A 17,928-nucleotide genomic window follows, 5' to 3' on the forward strand; every position below is an offset into this window, starting at 1 on the left:
TCAAAGGACGCAATAGGGAGATAAAACGATGGCGGGACGTATCGACGGGAAGGTCGCTCTGGTTACGGGCGCGGCGCAGGGCTTGGGCCGTGCCATTGCAGCACGACTTGCCGAAGAAGGCGCGACGCTCATCATAACCGATATCAATGGAGGTGCGATCGAAAGCGCTGCCGCGGCCTTGGGTGTCCACGCCATGACGCAGGACGTCGCATCTGAACAGGGCTGGCAGGCCTTGGTCGCCGATGTTGAGGCGCGCTTTGGCGGCTTGCATATCCTGGTTAACAATGCCGGGATAGAAGGTGATCCGGCGGTGGCCAAGGATCCCGAAAACGCCCCGATCGAGGACTGGAACCGAATTTTCGAGGTCAATGGTGCCGGGGTGTTCCTCGCATGCAAATATGGCATTAGCGCCATCGCGCGATCGGGCGGCGGTTCGATCATCAACATGTCGTCGGTAGCCTCGATGGTTCCCACTCCCTTCATCACCGCCTACGGCGCAGCGAAAGCGGCGGTCGAGCATCTCAGCCGGTCGGTGGCGCTACACTGCGCACAGGCAGGGCAAGGCATCCGCTGCAATTCCGTGCATCCCGGCCAAGTTCGCACACCGATGCTCAACAAACTGTTCGAACGCATGGGCCGTGCCAACGGCGTCAGCGCCGATGCTTTTGCCGCGGAGTTTTTAAAGGGGATACCGATGGGCCGTTTTCAGGATCCAGTCGACATTGCCAATCTGGTCCTGTTCCTCGCGTCGGACGAATCCCGCTATGTAACCGGGCAGGCAATCGCCTGCGACGGCGGTTTCACCCTGGCGCATTGAAGTGATGATGACCGAACCACCACACTTCATCCCGGGCTTGATGCAGGACCGCCCGCTGCTCATCTCCTCGCTCATCGACTATGCTGCGGAATATCACGGTAGGCGCGAGATTGTGTCGCGAGCGGTCGAGGGCGGAATCCACCGCATAACCTATGCATCGGCGCGCGACCGCGCAATGAAGGTCGCCGCCGCGCTAAGGGACTATGGCATCCAGCCCGGCGACCGGATCGGCACGCTCGCTTGGAACACTCATCGTCATTTCGAACTCTTCTTTGGCATTTCCGGCATTGGCGCGATCTTGCACACGATCAACCCGCGGCTGTTTGAGGAACAGATTCATTATATTGTCCGTCACGGCGCCGACCGCATCCTGTTCGTCGATGCGGATTTCCTGCCGCTCGTCCGGCGATTATTACCCTATGCGACATCGGTCGAGGCCGTCATCGTTCTGGGTGAAGCAAGTGCCGAACAAAGCGAAGGGGTGGACAGGCTGGTCGATTATGAAGCGTGGACCGCGCAGCACCTGCCGATCCCCGACTGGCCAGCGTTCGACGAACGCGCCGCCAGCGCGCTTTGCTATACGTCCGGAACAACAGGCGATCCAAAGGGCGTACTCTACAGCCACCGCTCGACCATGTTGCATACCTTCGCCGCGGCTCAGAAAAGCGCGATGAATCTGGGCTGCGACGACACTATTATCGCCATCGCACCGATGTATCACGCCAATGCATGGGGCATGCCCTATCTTGCTGCCATGACGGGGGCGAAACTGGTAATGCCAGGGCCGCGCAATGATGCTCAGAATATCGTCGGCCTCATCAACGAAGAAGGTGCAACCTTTGCCTGCGGCGTACCGACGATATGGACCAATGTACTGGAGCATCTTCGGCAGACCGGCGAAACCATTCCCAGCCTTGATCGAACCACCATTGGCGGTTCCGCGGTTAGCCCAGCGATGATAGAGGCGCTCGCCGCGCATGGTGTGCGCACGCTCCACCTGTGGGGGATGACCGAGATGTCGCCGATGGGTGTCGTTGCAACCAAAACGCCCGATGTCGAGGCGATGCCAAAGGAAAAGCAGCGCCACCAGCTGACCAAGCAAGGCCGTGCCCAGTTCGGCGTCGAATTGAAGATCGTCGACGAGGACCACCGGGCGCTGCCGCATGATGGCACCACGGCGGGCGCCCTGTGGGTCCGGGGGCCATGGATCGCATCGGGCTATTACCGGCGCGAGCATGAGCCGTTGCTCGACGCCGACGGCTGGTTTCCTACTGGCGATATCGCGACCATCGACCCGCTGGGCTATATGCAGATTACCGACCGGGCGAAGGACATCATCAAATCTGGCGGCGAGTGGATCAGCTCGATCGAATTGGAAAACGCCGTCGTCGCGCACCCCGACGTCATGATTGCAGCCGTTATCGGTGTTCCGGACCTGCGTTGGGAAGAACGACCGCTGCTGATCGTCCAAGCCGTAGAGGGTAAGGCGCTGTCCGTCGATGCCATCCGGGAATTTCTGGCTAATCGCGTCGCACGCTGGTGGATTCCGGAACGCATCGAATTCGTCGCAGCGATGCCGCTTACGGCGACGGGCAAAATCAGGAAGACGGCGCTGCGCGAAATCTACGTCGCCGCAGCACCGAGTGAAAAGGATGAGACAGCATGACAGACTGGAGTTGGGGGCAATCGACCAACGCAATCATCCAGATGGCTTATATCGTGGAGGACATTCACGCCTCCATGCCCGTCTTTACGCGCGATCTGGGAATCGGCCCGTGGTTCGTCATCGAACATTTCCCGTTCCGTCGCCTGAGCTATCGTGGTGTCGAGACGACATGTGACCTGAGCCTTTGCCTCGGCGTGTCCGGGGGCATGATGTACGAATTGATCCAGCAGAATGACGACCAGCCCAGCGCCTACAGCGAATTGTACCACCGATCGGGTTGGGGGTTCCACCATTACGCAGTCGCCGCTCGCGCCGATGGATATGACGCGCTGGTTCAGCGCCATGTCGGCCAGGGCGCAGAGCTGGTGCTGGATGCCGAGGTCGGTGTCGGCGGCCGCGCTGCCTATGTAGATACCACGCCCGCGTTGATGGGCATGATCGAGCTCATCGAAATGACACCAGAGGTCGAACAAATGTTCCACATGATCCATCAGGCGGCGCAAAATTGGGACGGGAGCGATCCGATCCGTACACTGGGGTAGAATGATCGACGCAAAATCGCGTTGACGTGCGCAATTTCTCGAATAAACTGACCGCTCGGACAAAGAATTCGGCTGCAAGACCGAAACTGATCATGAGTCAGGAGAGATGTAGTGGCGCACACCGATTTTGCGGCGGATCCATCCGCGTCCATCTATGAGAAAATTTTATCGTGCGTCGGACCCGCGACAATGTGCGCCGATGTGCTGGAACCGGTCGCCGATGCGCTGGGCGCCGAGAGTGGCGTATATCTGCAATTCGTCTCTTCGCATTATGATCGTCATGGCATCGGAGCATCGCGCTATATTGGCGGTCGGCCGGATGCAGTCGATGCTTATGTCGATGGCCTCTACCGTATGGATCCGGTAATCCAGCCAGCGATTGACGCGCTTAGCCAGTTGGACAACCGGTCATGCAGCATCAGTTCGACGTCGTTCGAACAGCCTGAGTTTGACGATCTCTATGCTTCAGTCTTTTTGAAACCCTTCGACATCGGTCACGTCATGGCACTGGCGGTCCCGATGGAAACCGACTTCGACCTGCAATTGAACTGCCTTGGCTTTCACCGCCCTTATGGCGAAAGTCCTTTCCTTCCAGAGCAGGTCGCCTGGTTCAAACGGCTCGCGCCGGCACTGGTATCGGCACTGCAGACGATTGCTCGCTGCGAGACGTTGGAAATATCCCGCGCGCTGATCGGGATTTCGGGTCGCCAGGCAGGCACGGTCGGCTATCTGGTCCTGGACGAAGATTTGGTCGTTCGCAGCGCCAATGCGTCCGGCGTGGCACTGTTCGGGCTCGACCACCCCTCTAGCGATAATTTACTCGGCAACGTCAAAGAGTTACTACTTCGCGATCCACCCACCGATGGCGACAGCCGCGCCTTGATGCCGCACGACCGCGCGGTTCCGGTTTCCGAAATAGAAATTCGGGGATTTCGTTCGGGGGACGATTGCCAGCATTATTTGGTGACGGCCATGGGATCCCCCCTTCGCTTGTCACTGGACAGCGCCTGCCGGGCCTTTGGCTTTACCGAGCGCGAAAGCGAAGTGGCCCACCACATCGCCGAAGGCAAAGGCAATGTATCGCTGGCGCGGGAGCTTGGTATTTCTTTCCGGACAGTCGAGAACCATCTGCGCGCCGTTTATCGCAAGGCCTCGGTCGGAAGCCGCACCCAGTTGATTTCGCGCCTGCTCGAATTCGCTTGATCGCCCGTCCCGCGCCTACTCGCTATTCTGCAGCACTTTGCGCTTAATGCTACCACCGCCACCAGCTCGTCTTGACATGAGTGTTTCCCGCTATTTCGCTCCCGCGATCCCGGGACCATAGCCCCACTATAACAATAACCGGCGAGTGGCGCATGCGCCGCCTCTGGCCTTTGAGGGAGACTATGGATGTCCAATGGCGGACGATATATGAGCAAGGCGGCGATCATCGCGCTGGCCATCGGACTGGCACCGACCGTTGTGTTCGCACAGGAGGAGCCCGGCGGATCAGTTGCCGACGCAAACGACGGGCTGGACGATATCATCGTCACCGCCACCCGCCGCGAAGCCAATGTTCAAGATATTCCGATCGCGGTTACCGCGCTGTCGGGCAACCGGCTGATCGAAGCGGGTATCACTTCGTCAACCGACCTGGCCGCCCTTACACCCGGATTGCAGTTTACCGATCCTGGCGGTTCACCCGTTGCAGGGCTCATCTCGATCCGAGGCGTGTCCCAGAATGATTTCGCTGGCCATATCGAACCGGCCAATGCTTATTATATCGATGAGGTCTATCAGCCGTCTAACGCGACCAGCGTCCAGCAGCTTTATGATGTTTCGCGTGTCGAAGTTCTGAAAGGGCCGCAGGGCACATTATTTGGGCGTAACGCCACCGGCGGCTTGATCCATGTCATCTCGAACCAGCCGACCGACAGCCTGGATGGCTATGTTGATGTGACAATTGCCAGTTATGACCAATTCCGCGTCGAGGCGGCTCTTGGTGGCCCGCTCGGTGAGAATCTTACGGGTCGCATTGCCTTTTTCCGCGACAAGCACGGCGGATATATCCGCAATGATATTGGCCCCGATGTGAACGAAGACCACAGCATTGCCGGGCGCGTGCAGCTGAAGTTCGAGCCAACGTCGGACCTGAAAATCAACCTGTTCGCTGACATCTACAGGATCAGGCCTATCGTTGTGGGCGGCGCGCAGATCACCGGGGCCGCGCCCGATGCCAACGGGCTCGGCGTCCCTTTGCCGCCCGGCACGCCGACAGGCTTCGGCTACGTCGATGCCGATGGCGATCCCTATACCGGTTCGTTTGACGCAGAGGGCTTGCTGGACCGGCGGACATGGACGGTTGGGGGCAAGATCGCTTATTCCTTTGGAGACCTGACTCTCGCTTCGCTGACGAGCTATCAGGACCTGGATTCGGTCTATGTCGCCGACAATGATTATTCACCCTTCCCGATCGGGATTTTCCGGCAGAACTCCAAGGCCAAGCATTTCACGCAAGAGCTCCGCCTGCTAAAGGAAACGGGCGACTTCCGCTGGACTGCCGGTCTGTACTATCTGAACATAAGGGGCGATTATTTTCAGGGCTTTGAATTGCCGGCCTTCGCGTCCTATCCGCGCGCTAGTTACAGCGTCGATACCGAATCCTTCTCCGGATTTGTGCAGGGCGATTATGATCTGTCGTCACAGGTGTCGATCACCGCTGGCGTCCGCGTAACGCGGGACGAGAAGGATTATACCTATCTCGAAACCTGTGACGGGCCGCTTTGCGCGCTATTCATCGCGCCGGGCTCGCTCGCCGCCAATGGCCTGACGACCGACAAACATGGCGAAACCGACTGGTCCGGGAGGCTGTCGATCAACTGGAAACCGAACGACGACGTCTTGCTATATGCCAGCGCCAATCGCGGGTACAAGGCATTCAACTATAACGCCGGCTTCGTTGGGCAGGCGCCGATATCAGGTTTTCGATTCGATGGCGAAAATCTGATGGCTTATGAAATCGGAGCAAAGTTAGAGTTGTTCGACCGCCGCGTTCGTTTCAACAGCGCCGCCTTCTATTACGACTATTCTGATTATCAGGCTTTCGATCAGCGCGGATTCAACTTCACGCTCTTCAACACCAGCGCTACCATTTATGGCGCCGACTTCGAAGTCACGGTGAACCCCGGTGGCGGATTCCGGTTCAATGCCGGCCTGGCGCTTCTTGACACGAAGGTCGAGGACGTGCCGATCGGCGCGACGCTGGTCAGCCGCGATGCCCCACAAGCACCGGATTACACGCTCAACCTCGGCGCATCCAAAAAATTCGAAACTCCGATTGGTGGTCTGAATATCAGTATAGACGCTTCCTATAGCGATGAGTTCTATGCCCAGCTTACCAATGCGCCAGTCACGCTGATCCCAGGAGAATGGACGGTCAACGCACGGATCAGCCTGAAGACATTGAGCGACCATCTGGACATTGCATTGTTCGCCGACAATGTCTTCGATGTCGCGCGCAAGACCTTTTCGTTTGACGTGTCCGGCCCGCCGCTGGGCGGCGCGTATAACACCTACGCCCGTCCGCGATGGATCGGTGGCCAGATACGTTATAATTTCTGACGACCGGGAGCCCTTTTTCAGGAAGTTCGGGAACGACCTTTTTGGCCTGTGATAAGGTCGTTCACCATTTTAGAAATATCATCGTGAGACACCGGCCCAGTTGGATCGAACCAGGTATGCGTCCAGTTGATCATCCCGAATAAAAGCATTGTCTTAACCCGTGCCCGCGATCGGTTATCGGCCAGTTCCGGTTCACATTCGACCAACAGCTTCTGGACGGCATTGATGATCCGCCGCTGCTTTTTCACGATGGACGATCGCCGAGATTCCGGCAGGCTTTCCAGTTCGTTCAGCAGCACTTTCTGACGGCTCGCTGCGCCGACATAATGTTGCATGAAGCGGCGGATCAGTGCGGAGAGACTATCAGCCGCCGATAGGTCGTCCAGCACCACCGCGTCGACATCCGCAAGCAGCAGGTCGATGTGCGATTCCATGACAGCGAAGAGGATGTCTTCCTTCGAAGGGTAATAGTAATAGATCAGAGACTTTGAGTAGTCGCACGCTTTCGCCAGCTCAGAGATCGACGTCGCGTGGAAACCAGCACGCGCGAAAAGCTCCGCGGCCTTGTCAAGTACGGCTTCCTTGCGCTCTTCATAATCGGGGGCTTGGGTACGGGCCAAACTGCCTCTCCTGAACCGATGCGACGGTTTGATCCTTCGCGCACCTGCGGCTCAACGCATAGGCATGCCAACGGATCAGGATCAACCCCGTAAGATGGCCTCAGCCATCATAGTCCAATACGACGTCGTCGGTTTCAGGTATTGCCTGGCAGGTCAGCACATACCCCTGTGCCACCTCCGCAGCCGACAGCCCATAATTGGCCGCCATATGAACTCGCCCGGACAACAACCGCGCGCGGCATGTTGCGCACACGCCTGCCTTGCACGCAAAGGGCGCTGGAAGGCCGGCGGCCCGCGCGTTTTCCAGTATGCTGCCGTGGTCGGCGTCAAAGTCCAGCCTGCGGCGACGACCATCTATCATCACCTGCATCTTGCGCCCCGCCGCCTGCTTCTCGCGCTGACGCAGATGCGCGCTTTCTGCACCGCTCAGCCGTCCCGCGGTAAAGCGCTCGATCAAGATCTGATCGCGTCTCATGCCCGCCGCCGTTAGTCCCTGTTCCACCGCGTCCATCATCGGTCCTGGGCCGCAGACAAAAGCTGCGTCGGTCGACACGGGATCCATCAGCATTCGCACGATTTCGGGCATTTTTTCACCGTCCAGGCGCCCGTTATACAGAGCAATTTCCCCTTCTTCATCGTCGAAGAAATGGTGGATACTAAGTCGCTCGAGATAGCGGTCCTTCAACGCCGCAATCTGTTCAAGAAACATGACCGACCCGGAAGATCGGTTTGCATAGAAGAGCACGAAGCGGCTCTCCGCCTCCACCGCTAGCGCCGTTTTCATCAACGAAAGCACCGGCGTGATGCCCGATCCAGCGGCGTAAGCTGCATAATGTCGCGCCCGCGCCGGATCAAATGCCCAGGTGAAGCTGCCATGCGGGGGCATAACGTCGATCTGGTCGCCGACGGCCACATGGCTATTGGCCCAGCTGGAGAACAGCCCACCGCTGACCTGTTTGATCGCGACGCGCAATTCGCCCTCGTGCGGCGCGACACACACCGAATAGTTTCGACGAACTTCTTCCCCGTCGACGAAGGCGCGCAACGTCAAATGCTGCCCGGGACGGAAGGAAAATATATCGCCCAGCGCGTCGGGGACACCAAAGCAGATCGAGAGAGCATCCTCAGTTTCGCGGCGAACGTCCGTAACCTTGAGCGAGTGAAAACCGGCAGTCACATCATCATCCTCAATGGCATTTGAAACGGTCGAAAGGCTCGAGGCAGGTATGACATCGCCACAATGCCTTGCAGGGCGTCGATCCAAAGCGGCTAACCTCTCGGGTTTCGGTGGAGCCGCATTGCGGACAGACAACAAGCGCCGCGGCGCCCGGCGTTGGTGCGCTGGCGGCAGACGGCGGCGGCGCGATACCATAGGCATTCAGCTTGTGACGTCCCGCCTCGGTGATCCAGTCCGTCGTCCACGGCGGCGACAAGGTTGTCTCCACCGCGACATGGCAGAACCCTCCATCGTCTAGCGCCTCGCGGATCGATGCCGCAATCTCCAGCGTCGCGGGACAGCCGGTATAGGTCGGCGTGACAAGCACCGCCGGATTTTCCGCGCGCACACCACGCACGATTCCCAGATCGACGATCGAAACCACCGGGATTTCGGGATCGGGCACAGCAGCGAGTAGCGCCAGCACGCGTTCTTGCTCCTGTGCATTGAGGATGATTGTGCTCATGCCTACCAGCTGGCACCGGGGTAGGTGCGCGGCAAATGCTGCATCGTTGCAATTAGATGGCCCAGATGTTCGCTATGGTGACCGCGCCGCCCGCCCTTTACCCCGCGCGGGTATTCCGGCGGAGGAAGCGTAGCCTCAGTGAGAACCGCCTCGACTTGCTGGTCGAAAGCGGCGCGCATGGCTGCACGGTCGACGGCGATGCCCGCGGCGATCAGCGACTGCTCGATCGGATCGATATCGAACAGTTCTTCGACAAAGCGCCAATGCCAGTCGAGCCCCTCCATCATGCGCGCACGGCTTTCATCCGTACCGTCACCGAGCCGGATTACCCATTCGGCGGCGAGGTCGGCATGATAGCGGACCTCTTTCACCGCCTTGGCCGCAATGTCAGCGATCCGGCTTTCGCTCGAGCCGGTCAGCATTTCGAGCAACGACATCTGCGCGGTCGAGAAGAGGAACTGCCGCGCCATCGTTTGCGCAAAATCCCCGTTCGGCTGTTCGACCATCAGGCAATTTCGAAAGGCCAGCACATCGCGGTGGAACGCCAGCCGGTCGCCGTCGCGCCCCTTGCCCTCCACTTGCCCCGCCAGATCGAGCAGCAACGTTGCCTGTCCGATCAAGTCCAGCCCGACGTTGGCAAGGCTGAGGTCGACCTCCAGCGTCGGCGCATGCCCGCACCATTCGGTCAACCGTTGGCCGAGGATCAGGCTGTCATCGCCCAAGCGCAGCAGATAGTCGAAGAGCGGCTGACGCAAGGCCGCGTCCATCGATACAGTGGTGGACATCAGATATGCTGCACGACATCGGGAATGTTGTAAAAAGTCGGGTGCCGATAAATCTTGCCTTCGGCGGGCTCGAAGAACTCGCCTGCCTGCGCAGGATCCGACGCGACAATATCGCTCGATTTGACAACCCAGAGGCTGATCCCTTCCAGCCGCCGGGTATAGGTGTCGCGCGCATGGCGAAGCGCTAGCGCACCATCGGGGGCATGAACCGATCCGACGTGACGGTGTCCCAGCCCGCCCTTTGTCCGAACAAAAACCTCCCAGAGTGGCCAGTCACCGCTCATCGATACGATCCTTCTCTTTTCCCGAATTCATCTGTGCGATCAGGCCGCAGCGCGGATACGATTTTTCGCTGAATAGGCGTCGGCAGCCGCTCGAACCCAGGCACCTTCGTTCCACGCCTGACGGCGCGCCTTCAATCGTTCCGTTGCGGTCGGCCCTTCGCCGCGCACGGCCGCATAAAATTCATCCCAGTCAATGGCGCCGAAATCATAATGCCGCCTCTCTTCGTTCCAACGTAGGTCCGGATCGGGAATCTTCAGGCCAAGATATTCCGCCTGCGGGACGGAGACATCAACAAACTTCTGGCGCAGGTCGTCATTGCTGTCGCGCTTGATGCGCCAACGGAACCCCTGTTCCGAATTGGGAGAATCGGCGTCGGGTGGGCCAAACATCATCAGCGACGGCCACCACCAGCGGTCCAGCGCATCCTGCGCCATTGCCCGCTGCTCGGCGGTACCATTGGCCATGACCATCATGATCTCATAGCCCTGCCGCTGGTGAAAGCTCTCTTCTTTGCAGACGCGGACCATCGCCCGGGCATAAGGGCCATAGCTCGTTCGTTGGAGCGGCACCTGGTTCATGATAGCCGCACCGTCGACCAGCCAGCCGATTGCGCCGATGTCGGCCCAGGTCTGCGTCGGATAATTAAAGATCGTGCTGTATTTCGCGCGGCCACTATGCAGCGCGTCGATCATGTCTTCGCGGCTGGCGCCCAAAGTTTCGGCGGCGCAATAGAGATACAGGCCGTGGCCGCCTTCGTCTTGGACCTTGGCCAGCAACACCGCCTTGCGCCGCAGCGAGGGCGCTCGCGTCAGCCAATTGCCCTCGGGCAACATGCCGACGACTTCGGAATGAGCATGCTGCGAAATCTGACGTACCAATGTCCGCCGATAGGCATCGGGCATCCAGTCCTTCGGCTCGATAAATTCATCAGCCGCCACTCGCGCTTCGAACGCGGCAATCAGCACGGGGTCCTCTGCGACGGCTATCGTCGGCGTCGCGGCTCTCCGGTCGCCTTGGTCCTTCAACTCAGTTGTGTACATCGGCGGATTCCCTTTCTGAGGCGCCAGTGATAAAATTATTCGACCGCCCGGTCAATTAATTTTATCACTGGCGGTTGCATCGAAATGCTCTTGCCAATAATTGTTCGACCGGTCATTCTATATATATGGGAGACGCCATCGTGTATGAAACCATCTTATTCGATATCACGGACGGCTGTGCGCGGCTGACGTTCAATCGGCCGGACCGGTTGAATAGCTTCACGGCGCAGATGCATAGCGAAGTTGCCGACGCGCTAAACAATCTCGAGCACTCGGGGGCCCGTGCACTGCTACTGACCGGCGCCGGACGGGGCTTTTGCGCCGGTCAGGATCTCGGCGACCGGTCGGTATCGCCAAGCGATGCCCCCGTCGACCTCGGCGATTCGGTCGAGCGTTTCTATAATCCCTTGATACGACGCCTGACGTCAATCGACATACCGGTCATCTGCGCGGTGAACGGCGTGGCAGCCGGCGCCGGCGCGAATATTGCGTTCGCTGCCGACATCGTATTCGCGGCGCGGAGCGCAAAATTCATCATGTCCTTTGCTGCGATTGGGCTGATCCCCGATTCGGGGGGCACCTGGATTCTGCCGCGCGCAATCGGACTGCCCCGCGCACTTGGCATGGCGTTGACCGGCGATGCCGTGTCGGCCGAAAGGGCTGAACATTGGGGTCTGATCTGGAAATGCGTCGACGACGATGCCTTGGCCGATGAAGCCGGTGCACTGGCCCGACGTCTTGCCGCCGGGCCGACGTTGGGGCTTGCCGCAACCAAGCGCGCGCTACGCAATTCCAGCCTTAAGTCGCTCGACGATGAACTCGACGAAGAGCGCGATTCGATGCGCCTTTTGGGAGGCAGCGCCGACTACGCCGAAGGGGTCGCGGCCTTCCTCGAAAAACGTCGCCCTATCTACATCGGCTCCTGAGCCCAATTGAACTTTACCGCGTTGGAGAAAGAGATGGCTGTCCGCCACGTTGAGAATTTCGTCGAAAGTCGCTGGGTCGGCCCAGCCGGACCGCGGCATGTCATCCGCAGTGCGATCACCGGAGACGCTGTGGCGGAGTGTAGTAGCGACGAACTGGATTTCGGCGCGATCGCCCGCCACGGCCGCCAGACCGGCGGCAATAGTCTGCGGGCGATGAGTTTTCACCAGCGTGCAGCAATGCTCAAAGGCCTTGCGCAGGCAATAATCGCGCGCAAGGAAGAGCTCTACACGCTGGCATTCGACACCGGGGCTACCCGCAATGACAACGCCATCGACATCGAAGGCGGCGCAGGCACCTTCTTCGCTTATGCTTCGCTTGGGCGCCGCGAATTGCCCGACGGTAAACTGCTGATCGATGGCGAGGCCGCCCGACTCGGTAAAACGGGCGCTTTCATTGGCCAGCATGTCTATTCGCCGCTTCAGGGGGTAGCGCTGCTGATCAACGCCTATAATTTCCCGGTCTGGGGAATGATGGAAAAGCTGGCACCCTGCTTCCTCGCCGGGGTTCCTGCGATCGTGAAGCCGGCGCAGCAGACCGTCTATGTTGCCGAACATGCGGTTCGCATCATGATCGAAAGCGGGCTGGTGCCGAACGGGGCGCTGCAACTCGTATCGGGTTCCGCCGGCGACCTGATCGATCATTTGTCGGGGCAGGATGCCGTCGCCTTTACCGGCTCGGCAACGACGGCCCAGAAATTACAGTTGCACCCGGTCATCGCGCGCGAAGCGGTACGCTTCACCGCCGAGCGCGATTCGTTGAACGCATCGATTCTCGGTCACGATGCTGCGCCGGGGACACCTGAATTCGACTTGTTCGTCAAAGAAGCAGCCAAGGAAATGACAGTAAAGGCAGGACAGAAATGCACTGCCATTCGCCGCGCGATGGTACCGGCCGCGCTGATTGACGATGTCGAAAAGGCCTTGGCGGTGCGCCTGGCCGCTGTCACCGTCGGCGACCCCCGAGTGGACGGAGTGCGCATGGGCGCGCTCGTCAGCCGCGAACAACGCGACGATGTACGCGCAAAAGTCGCGGCGCTGTCTGCGCGTTCAACGATCGCTTTTGGCGATCCCGACAGCGTAGCGTTGCAGGGCGTCGGACTCGACGAAGGCGCGTTTTTCTCGCCGCTGCTAATGCGGTGTGACGATCCATGGGATCATGAGGCGGTACACGCCCTCGAGGCGTTTGGTCCGGTATCGACCCTGATGCCTTATCGCGACATCGATGACGCGGTGGCGTTGGCGAACCATGGCCAAGGCAGCCTTGCTTTGTCCGTTTTTACTCATGATACCGACATCGCGCAGCACTTGGTACTCGGCGCGGGCTCCTATCATGGCCGTATGGTCCTCATCGATCGCGACTGCGCCGGGGAGTCGACGGGCCACGGGTCTCCCTTGCCTCTGATGGTTCACGGCGGCCCTGGCCGGGCCGGCGGTGGTGAGGAACTGGGCGGCATTCGTGGCGTCAAGCATTTCATGCAGCGGAGCGCTCTCCAAGGCGGCCCGACGATGCTGAGCAAACTGGTCGGTCAACAACTCCCCGGGGCGGCAACGGTTGAAGGGGACCGCCACCCCTTCCGCTTGCGGTTCGGCGAACTGGAACCCGGGTACAGCATGACTACAACATCGCGCACCGTAACGCTCGACGATATTGAACATTTCGCCCATTTCACCGGCGACACATTCTATGCCCATATGGATGAGGAAGCCGCTCGGGCAAGCCCGATCTTTGGTGGCCGCGTCGCCCACGGCTATCTCATCCTGTCCTTTGCTGCAGGGCTGTTCGTCGACCCCGCCCCTGGGCCGGTCCTTGCCAACTATGGCCTGGAGGAGCTGCGCTTCGTCAAGCCGGTCAAGCCCGGCGACAGCATGAAGGCGACGCTGACAGTGAAATCCAAGACTGCAAAATCTGCGGAGATGGGAGAAGTTCGCTGGAATGTGCGCATTACCGATGCAGCAGACGAACTGCTCGCCACCTATGACCTACTGACGATGAATGCGGTTTGATCCGTGTTGGAGAATGATGATGAAAAAGCTGATTGCTCTATACCTCATGCCCGATGACGAAGACGCTTTCATGGACCATTACCGATCGGTGCACATGCCACTGGTCAACCATATCCCGGGTCTCGTTCGCACCGAGCTTACGCGCATTGACCGTACTTTGATGGGCGAAGATGGCGCCTACCTTTTAGCCGAAATGGTCTTTGTTGACGAGGATGCTTTCCGTCAGGCGATGCGAAGCCCTGAAAATGCCGCGGCCGGCGCGGACATCGCCAAATTTGCCAAAGGCCGCGTGACCGTGATGACTGGAACGGCCTTTGAGTGCTGACCGAAAGCAGGATAAACAGCGCCTTGCTGCTTCGCTGGCGATTGCCCCAGAATATTGCGCGGCATGCCACGTCGCTCCACTTTCCTCTTAAGGTTGGACTGATGTCCGTTTTGGGGCCGCGCCGCGGCTTTCCTAACGGTCTAAATCGGGCGCGAAACCGACCGCAGCCTGCGTGGCATCGAACGGCTGCTCTCGGGATCGGGGTCATCGGGGTAGGAATGGCCGACATTGGGCGTATTCTGTTGAAAAACTCCCAGCGGTGATTTGGTGCGCAACATCTGAAACGATGGCCTCGACGAAGCGCAACGAATATACACTGCGTCGCGTCCGATTGAATCATTGTTGCGTCAGATCTGCGATGAGGTGAGCGCGCCTGAGTTTTTCAACAGAATAGGGCGCTAAGCCGCCGCTCGCTGGAGTGCTCCAAGTTATGCGATCATACTCGCGCCATCCGTAGCTATTTCCCCATCTTCACGAGCTTGCCGCCCAGTCGCGTTAGCCATCTTCCGCTATTCGACATTCGCAAAAGCTCATTCGGGATTTCCAGCTTGTCGGCAACACCCGCCGCATGGGCCAAGGACACAATCTCCGTTTCCCATGTGCGAAACCACGCCGCCTTCTCATCCGCCAGATCATAACCGTCGTAGATGCGCATCAAGGGATGTTTGACATGGTTCAGCATCGCTTCCGCGGTCTCGTGGTCGACGCCCAGGCGCTTGGTATTGCTCCGGGCGGTTCTGCGAAAATCGTGGGGCGTAAACCGTTCGATTGGCCGTCCCGCATATCCGCTCATTCGCGCAAGAACGCGGTCGCGCGCAGGATACCATCCCGTCTTTCGCGGACCGTCCACTTTTTGCGCGGGGAACACCCATTCAGACGAACCGGCCATCAGTGCTGCAGCCCAAGGCCCAAGTGACACTTGATGTGGCCGGGAATTCTTCGATCTTACCGCAGGGATCGTCCAAATACCGTCCCGGATTTCTTCACGTTTCGCGCAAATGACTTCCGAAATTCGAGCGGCTGTCAGCAGCCAAAGCAGCATGCCGCGACGCAGATCTCGTGGCTCTTCTGCCACGGCCCGTAGGAACCAGCCCAATTCTTCGATGCTTAATTGTCGTTCACGCGACGGTTCGGGAAAACGAATATCTCCCAACCTTCGGGACGGATCGAGAGCAAGCCCCACCTCTAACCCCCTAAGACCGGACGCCCATCCAAAGAATGTCTTCAACTCAGCCGCAAGGCGGTTCGCCCGAACCTTGGCGGTCGTTCCCTTTTGGAGCACGAGAGCGACCAGCTCTCGCTCGGTAATGTTGTGAATAACCCTGTGCCCTATGAAAGGGGCGATATCTCTATCATATACTGCGCGTTTGTCGGCAATCGTTCGGGGTCTATTGAGACGTTTGGCGCGCGTCGCGCGGCCTTCGAGCACGGCTTGCATGTGTAACGCGTGCGCCGTCGCCACAGTCATCCGGAACTGCATAGTGTCGCGGCGAAGGAACTGGCGCGGCTCTTCTCCGCGTTCGACATAGTAGTTCAGCTTCGACGCCCAAGCTCTGGCTTCTTCCAAGTTATATGCCGGAAAGCTGCCGAGGGTGAGCTTCACTACCGTTGGCGAACAGCTTACGCGCCGATGATATTTCCATTTCTTTTTCCCGCTTGGCAAAACCGCGAGGCTCAATCCTGGAACTAAAGCATCCAGCACATGGCCATCGGTCAACGTGGCGATCGTCGATTGATTAAGAGCAGGCTGCATAGCGGATTACGATCTCCAGAAATCGGGTTCCGCTAAAGAAACTCACGTTATCTGGCGATGCGCAACAGGTGTCTAACCCTGTCCAAGTCTGTCTACTTCTGACTAGGCTCCGAGCCTGAAGAACCGCGGCCCCGGACTGATGATTCAAGAAAAAAAGAGCCAGTGGGCCGAAGTTTTGGCGATTCGCACAGCGGCATCAAAAGCCGCTGCCCCAAATCCCTAAAAACTGAGCTGTTTTCAACAATATAAATGCGCGTGGATCGGCAAAATGTCCCACCAAAACAACGGTTTTGTTACGATAATTTATTTATTTTTCAATATCTTACGGCACTTGAAGAAAGCGTTCGGCAATCCAATTCTTCATTTTACGAAAGGGCCCTGCAGCGAAGGTGAGTACGCATGATCTCTCAACCCATCGACCGAATACTCCGTATCCGCGCGGTGCTTGATCGTACCGGTCTCAGCCGGGCCACCTTGTATCGCAAGGTCAAGGACGGCTCATTTCCAGCGCAGGTGAAAATCGCGGAACGATGCTGCGGCTGGCGTGAGTCCGCTATCGTCGAATGGCAACGCGATCCTGGTGCTTATAGGGCTGCGTAAGTTCGGCGCGATCCCGAAGCCGATCAAGATAGTCGCTCCACCATTGGTGCATGGCGACACGCTCCTCCCAATAGCGGCCCCGATTGTAGATACCGCGGATCACGTTGGGATCGGCATGCGCAAGAGACCGCTCGATCGCATCGGGACTCCACTGGCCGCTCTCATTGAGAAGCGATGACGCGGTCGTTCTGAGTCCGTGCGCTGTCACCTCACCGACCGCATAACCCATTCGGCGAAAGGCCTGATTGACCGTATTCTCGCTCATCGGCCGTCTCGACGTATGAAATGCCGGGAAGACAAACCCGTCCGGGCCCGTCAGCGGATATAGCTGCTCAAGGTATCCGAGGACCTGACGCGAAAGCGGAACCGCATGCGGCCGCCGCATCTTCATCCGCTCGGCCGGGACAGTCCAGACCGCTTTGTCACGACCAACCTCACACCAGAGCGCCTGCCTCAACTCGCCCGGCCTCAGCATGACGTCAGGCGATATCTGGCAAGCGAGGCGGGTGATGGCGTTTCCCGAATAGGCGTCGATCGAACGAAGCAGTTCGCCGACGGCCTCGGGTTCGACGATCGCGGGGTGGTGCATTGCGCGAGGAGCAATCAACGCGCCGCGGAGCACCGAAGTCGGATCCACCTCCCCTCTCCCCGTCGCGACGGCGTATCGGAAAACCCGGCTCGCAAAGGATCGGCAACGCCGGGCTGTCTCATGCTTCCCTCGAGCGTCCAGCTTCTTGAGCGCGCCCAACACCTCAATCGGCTTTATATCGGCGACAGGCATTTTCGAGATCGGCTTCAATTGCTCTAGAAGCCAGTTGGCTTTCACCGTCGTCGTTTCGGCCCGGCCGTCCGCCACCATTTTCTCGATATACTCCTTGGCGATATCGCCGAAGCTATTCGAAGCACTGAACGCGGCCGCAAGCTTTGCCCGCTTCCGCTCCAATATGGGATCCGCACCGCCCGCGATCTGCCGCTGGATGTCGTCGCGTTTCTGGCGGGCATCGGCCAGACCAACCAACGGATAGGATCCGAGCGCGATGCGCTTGTCCTTGCCGTGCAGAAGGTAGAGATAGCGCCAGAGTTTTGATCCGGTCGGACTGACTTCGAGGAAAAGGCCGCGATCATCGGAGACCTTGTAGATCTTATCCCGCGCCTTGAGTGTCCGGATTTTCACATCGCTGAGAGCCATCGCCATTCCTTCGCAAAAAGAGGCGATTCTCGCG

General features: G+C 58.9%; 17 protein-coding genes. 9 read left to right on the plus strand and 8 right to left on the minus strand.

Features of this window, described 5'->3' with window-relative positions:
- Positions 1-28 precede the first annotated feature (28 nt).
- The 5 genes from J2X44_RS13770 to J2X44_RS13790 all read left to right on the plus strand — a co-directional run bounded on the left by J2X44_RS13770 (position 29) and on the right by J2X44_RS13790 (position 6,625).
- On the plus strand, positions 29-817 hold the full coding sequence (locus J2X44_RS13770; RefSeq protein ID WP_310085115.1) for a glucose 1-dehydrogenase: 789 nt from the start codon (positions 29-31) through the stop codon (positions 815-817).
- Positions 818-857: 40 nt separating this feature from the next.
- Complete coding sequence (locus tag J2X44_RS13775) at positions 858-2,483, plus strand: long-chain fatty acid--CoA ligase (RefSeq protein ID WP_310087054.1); 1,626 nt, start codon at positions 858-860, stop codon at positions 2,481-2,483.
- A complete protein-coding gene (locus tag J2X44_RS13780; protein WP_310085118.1) occupies positions 2,480-3,025 on the plus strand; it encodes a VOC family protein in 546 nt (181 codons plus the stop codon). Before J2X44_RS13775 ends, J2X44_RS13780 begins: the two co-directional genes overlap by 4 nt.
- Positions 3,026-3,136: 111 nt before the next feature.
- On the plus strand, positions 3,137-4,228 hold the full coding sequence (locus J2X44_RS13785; RefSeq protein WP_310085120.1) for a helix-turn-helix transcriptional regulator: 1,092 nt from the start codon (positions 3,137-3,139) through the stop codon (positions 4,226-4,228).
- Between the two features lie 207 nt (positions 4,229-4,435).
- Positions 4,436-6,625: a TonB-dependent receptor gene (locus J2X44_RS13790; RefSeq protein WP_310085122.1), complete on the plus strand. Its 2,190-nt coding sequence runs from the start codon at positions 4,436-4,438 to the stop codon at positions 6,623-6,625.
- A gap of 17 nt (positions 6,626-6,642) precedes the next feature.
- Here J2X44_RS13790 and J2X44_RS13795 read toward each other — a convergent pair whose 3' ends face one another.
- The 6 genes from J2X44_RS13795 to paaA all read right to left on the minus strand — a co-directional run bounded on the left by J2X44_RS13795 (position 6,643) and on the right by paaA (position 11,037).
- Positions 6,643-7,245: a TetR/AcrR family transcriptional regulator gene (locus tag J2X44_RS13795; protein WP_310085124.1), complete on the minus strand. Its 603-nt coding sequence runs from the start codon at positions 7,243-7,245 to the stop codon at positions 6,643-6,645.
- Between the two features lie 100 nt (positions 7,246-7,345).
- The gene (gene paaE, locus J2X44_RS13800) at positions 7,346-8,422 is read right to left on the minus strand and encodes a 1,2-phenylacetyl-CoA epoxidase subunit PaaE (protein ID WP_310085127.1); all 1,077 of its coding nucleotides are present in this window, start codon (positions 8,420-8,422) and stop codon (positions 7,346-7,348) included.
- 10 nt (positions 8,423-8,432) lie between these two features.
- Positions 8,433-8,927: a 1,2-phenylacetyl-CoA epoxidase subunit PaaD gene (gene paaD / locus J2X44_RS13805; protein WP_310085130.1), complete on the minus strand. Its 495-nt coding sequence runs from the start codon at positions 8,925-8,927 to the stop codon at positions 8,433-8,435.
- Positions 8,928-8,929: 2 nt separating this feature from the next.
- The gene (paaC, locus tag J2X44_RS13810) at positions 8,930-9,712 is read right to left on the minus strand and encodes a 1,2-phenylacetyl-CoA epoxidase subunit PaaC (protein ID WP_310085133.1); all 783 of its coding nucleotides are present in this window, start codon (positions 9,710-9,712) and stop codon (positions 8,930-8,932) included.
- Positions 9,712-9,996, minus strand: a complete 285-nt coding sequence (gene paaB, locus J2X44_RS13815; RefSeq protein WP_310085135.1) for a 1,2-phenylacetyl-CoA epoxidase subunit PaaB — start codon at positions 9,994-9,996, stop codon at positions 9,712-9,714. The genes paaC and paaB overlap by 1 nt, the downstream gene beginning before the upstream one ends.
- 39 nt (positions 9,997-10,035) lie before the next feature.
- Positions 10,036-11,037, minus strand: coding sequence for a 1,2-phenylacetyl-CoA epoxidase subunit PaaA (gene paaA / locus J2X44_RS13820; RefSeq protein WP_310085138.1), 1,002 nt, complete (start codon positions 11,035-11,037; stop codon positions 10,036-10,038).
- Between the two features lie 125 nt (positions 11,038-11,162).
- On the opposite strand from paaA, the gene paaG reads away from it, so the two are divergent.
- Genes paaG through J2X44_RS13835 form a run of 3 tightly spaced genes read left to right on the plus strand, consistent with a single transcriptional unit; the run spans position 11,163 to position 14,352 of the window.
- The gene (gene paaG, locus J2X44_RS13825) at positions 11,163-11,963 is read left to right on the plus strand and encodes a 2-(1,2-epoxy-1,2-dihydrophenyl)acetyl-CoA isomerase PaaG (RefSeq protein WP_310085142.1); all 801 of its coding nucleotides are present in this window, start codon (positions 11,163-11,165) and stop codon (positions 11,961-11,963) included.
- Positions 11,964-11,996: 33 nt separating this feature from the next.
- Positions 11,997-14,027, plus strand: coding sequence for a phenylacetic acid degradation bifunctional protein PaaZ (gene paaZ / locus J2X44_RS13830; RefSeq protein ID WP_310085145.1), 2,031 nt, complete (start codon positions 11,997-11,999; stop codon positions 14,025-14,027).
- Positions 14,028-14,046: 19 nt separating this feature from the next.
- Positions 14,047-14,352 carry an EthD family reductase gene (locus tag J2X44_RS13835; RefSeq protein WP_310085148.1) on the plus strand — a complete coding sequence of 102 codons (306 nt, stop codon included), beginning with the start codon at positions 14,047-14,049 and terminating at the stop codon, positions 14,350-14,352.
- Between the two features lie 457 nt (positions 14,353-14,809).
- Here J2X44_RS13835 and J2X44_RS13840 read toward each other — a convergent pair whose 3' ends face one another.
- Positions 14,810-16,105: an integrase arm-type DNA-binding domain-containing protein gene (locus J2X44_RS13840; protein ID WP_310085150.1), complete on the minus strand. Its 1,296-nt coding sequence runs from the start codon at positions 16,103-16,105 to the stop codon at positions 14,810-14,812.
- A 399-nt stretch (positions 16,106-16,504) separates the two neighbouring features.
- Here J2X44_RS13840 and J2X44_RS13845 point away from each other — a divergent pair, with 399 nt between their 5' ends.
- The gene (locus J2X44_RS13845; protein WP_310085153.1) at positions 16,505-16,705 is read left to right on the plus strand and encodes an AlpA family phage regulatory protein; all 201 of its coding nucleotides are present in this window, start codon (positions 16,505-16,507) and stop codon (positions 16,703-16,705) included.
- On the opposite strand, the gene J2X44_RS13850 is transcribed toward J2X44_RS13845, so the two are convergent.
- On the minus strand, positions 16,659-17,894 hold the full coding sequence (locus tag J2X44_RS13850) for a phage integrase central domain-containing protein (RefSeq protein WP_310085155.1): 1,236 nt from the start codon (positions 17,892-17,894) through the stop codon (positions 16,659-16,661). The two genes, J2X44_RS13845 and J2X44_RS13850, sit on opposite strands and share 47 nt — an antisense overlap.
- Between the last annotated feature and the right edge of the window lie 34 nt (positions 17,895-17,928).

The organism is Sphingopyxis sp. BE259 (genome assembly GCF_031457495.1).
GTDB lineage: Bacteria > Pseudomonadota > Alphaproteobacteria > Sphingomonadales > Sphingomonadaceae > Sphingopyxis.

What these genes read in the sequence shown, in the direction of transcription:
- J2X44_RS13850 (WP_310085155.1), bottom strand. Translation starts at nt 17,894, where the DNA reads ATGGCTCTCAGCGATGTGAAAATCCGGACACTCAAGGCGCGGGATAAG.
- paaD (WP_310085130.1), bottom strand. Translation starts at nt 8,927, where the DNA reads ATGAGCACAATCATCCTCAATGCACAGGAGCAAGAACGCGTGCTGGCG.
- paaC (WP_310085133.1), bottom strand. Translation starts at nt 9,712, where the DNA reads ATGTCCACCACTGTATCGATGGACGCGGCCTTGCGTCAGCCGCTCTTC.
- J2X44_RS13790 (WP_310085122.1), top strand. Translation starts at nt 4,436, where the DNA reads ATGAGCAAGGCGGCGATCATCGCGCTGGCCATCGGACTGGCACCGACC.
- J2X44_RS13845 (WP_310085153.1), top strand. Translation starts at nt 16,505, where the DNA reads ATGATCTCTCAACCCATCGACCGAATACTCCGTATCCGCGCGGTGCTT.
- J2X44_RS13770 (WP_310085115.1), top strand. Translation starts at nt 29, where the DNA reads ATGGCGGGACGTATCGACGGGAAGGTCGCTCTGGTTACGGGCGCGGCG.
- J2X44_RS13835 (WP_310085148.1), top strand. Translation starts at nt 14,047, where the DNA reads ATGAAAAAGCTGATTGCTCTATACCTCATGCCCGATGACGAAGACGCT.
- J2X44_RS13775 (WP_310087054.1), top strand. Translation starts at nt 858, where the DNA reads ATGCAGGACCGCCCGCTGCTCATCTCCTCGCTCATCGACTATGCTGCG.
- paaG (WP_310085142.1), top strand. Translation starts at nt 11,163, where the DNA reads ATGGGAGACGCCATCGTGTATGAAACCATCTTATTCGATATCACGGAC.
- J2X44_RS13780 (WP_310085118.1), top strand. Translation starts at nt 2,480, where the DNA reads ATGACAGACTGGAGTTGGGGGCAATCGACCAACGCAATCATCCAGATG.
- paaZ (WP_310085145.1), top strand. Translation starts at nt 11,997, where the DNA reads ATGGCTGTCCGCCACGTTGAGAATTTCGTCGAAAGTCGCTGGGTCGGC.
- J2X44_RS13840 (WP_310085150.1), bottom strand. Translation starts at nt 16,105, where the DNA reads ATGCAGCCTGCTCTTAATCAATCGACGATCGCCACGTTGACCGATGGC.
- paaB (WP_310085135.1), bottom strand. Translation starts at nt 9,996, where the DNA reads ATGAGCGGTGACTGGCCACTCTGGGAGGTTTTTGTTCGGACAAAGGGC.
- paaA (WP_310085138.1), bottom strand. Translation starts at nt 11,037, where the DNA reads ATGTACACAACTGAGTTGAAGGACCAAGGCGACCGGAGAGCCGCGACG.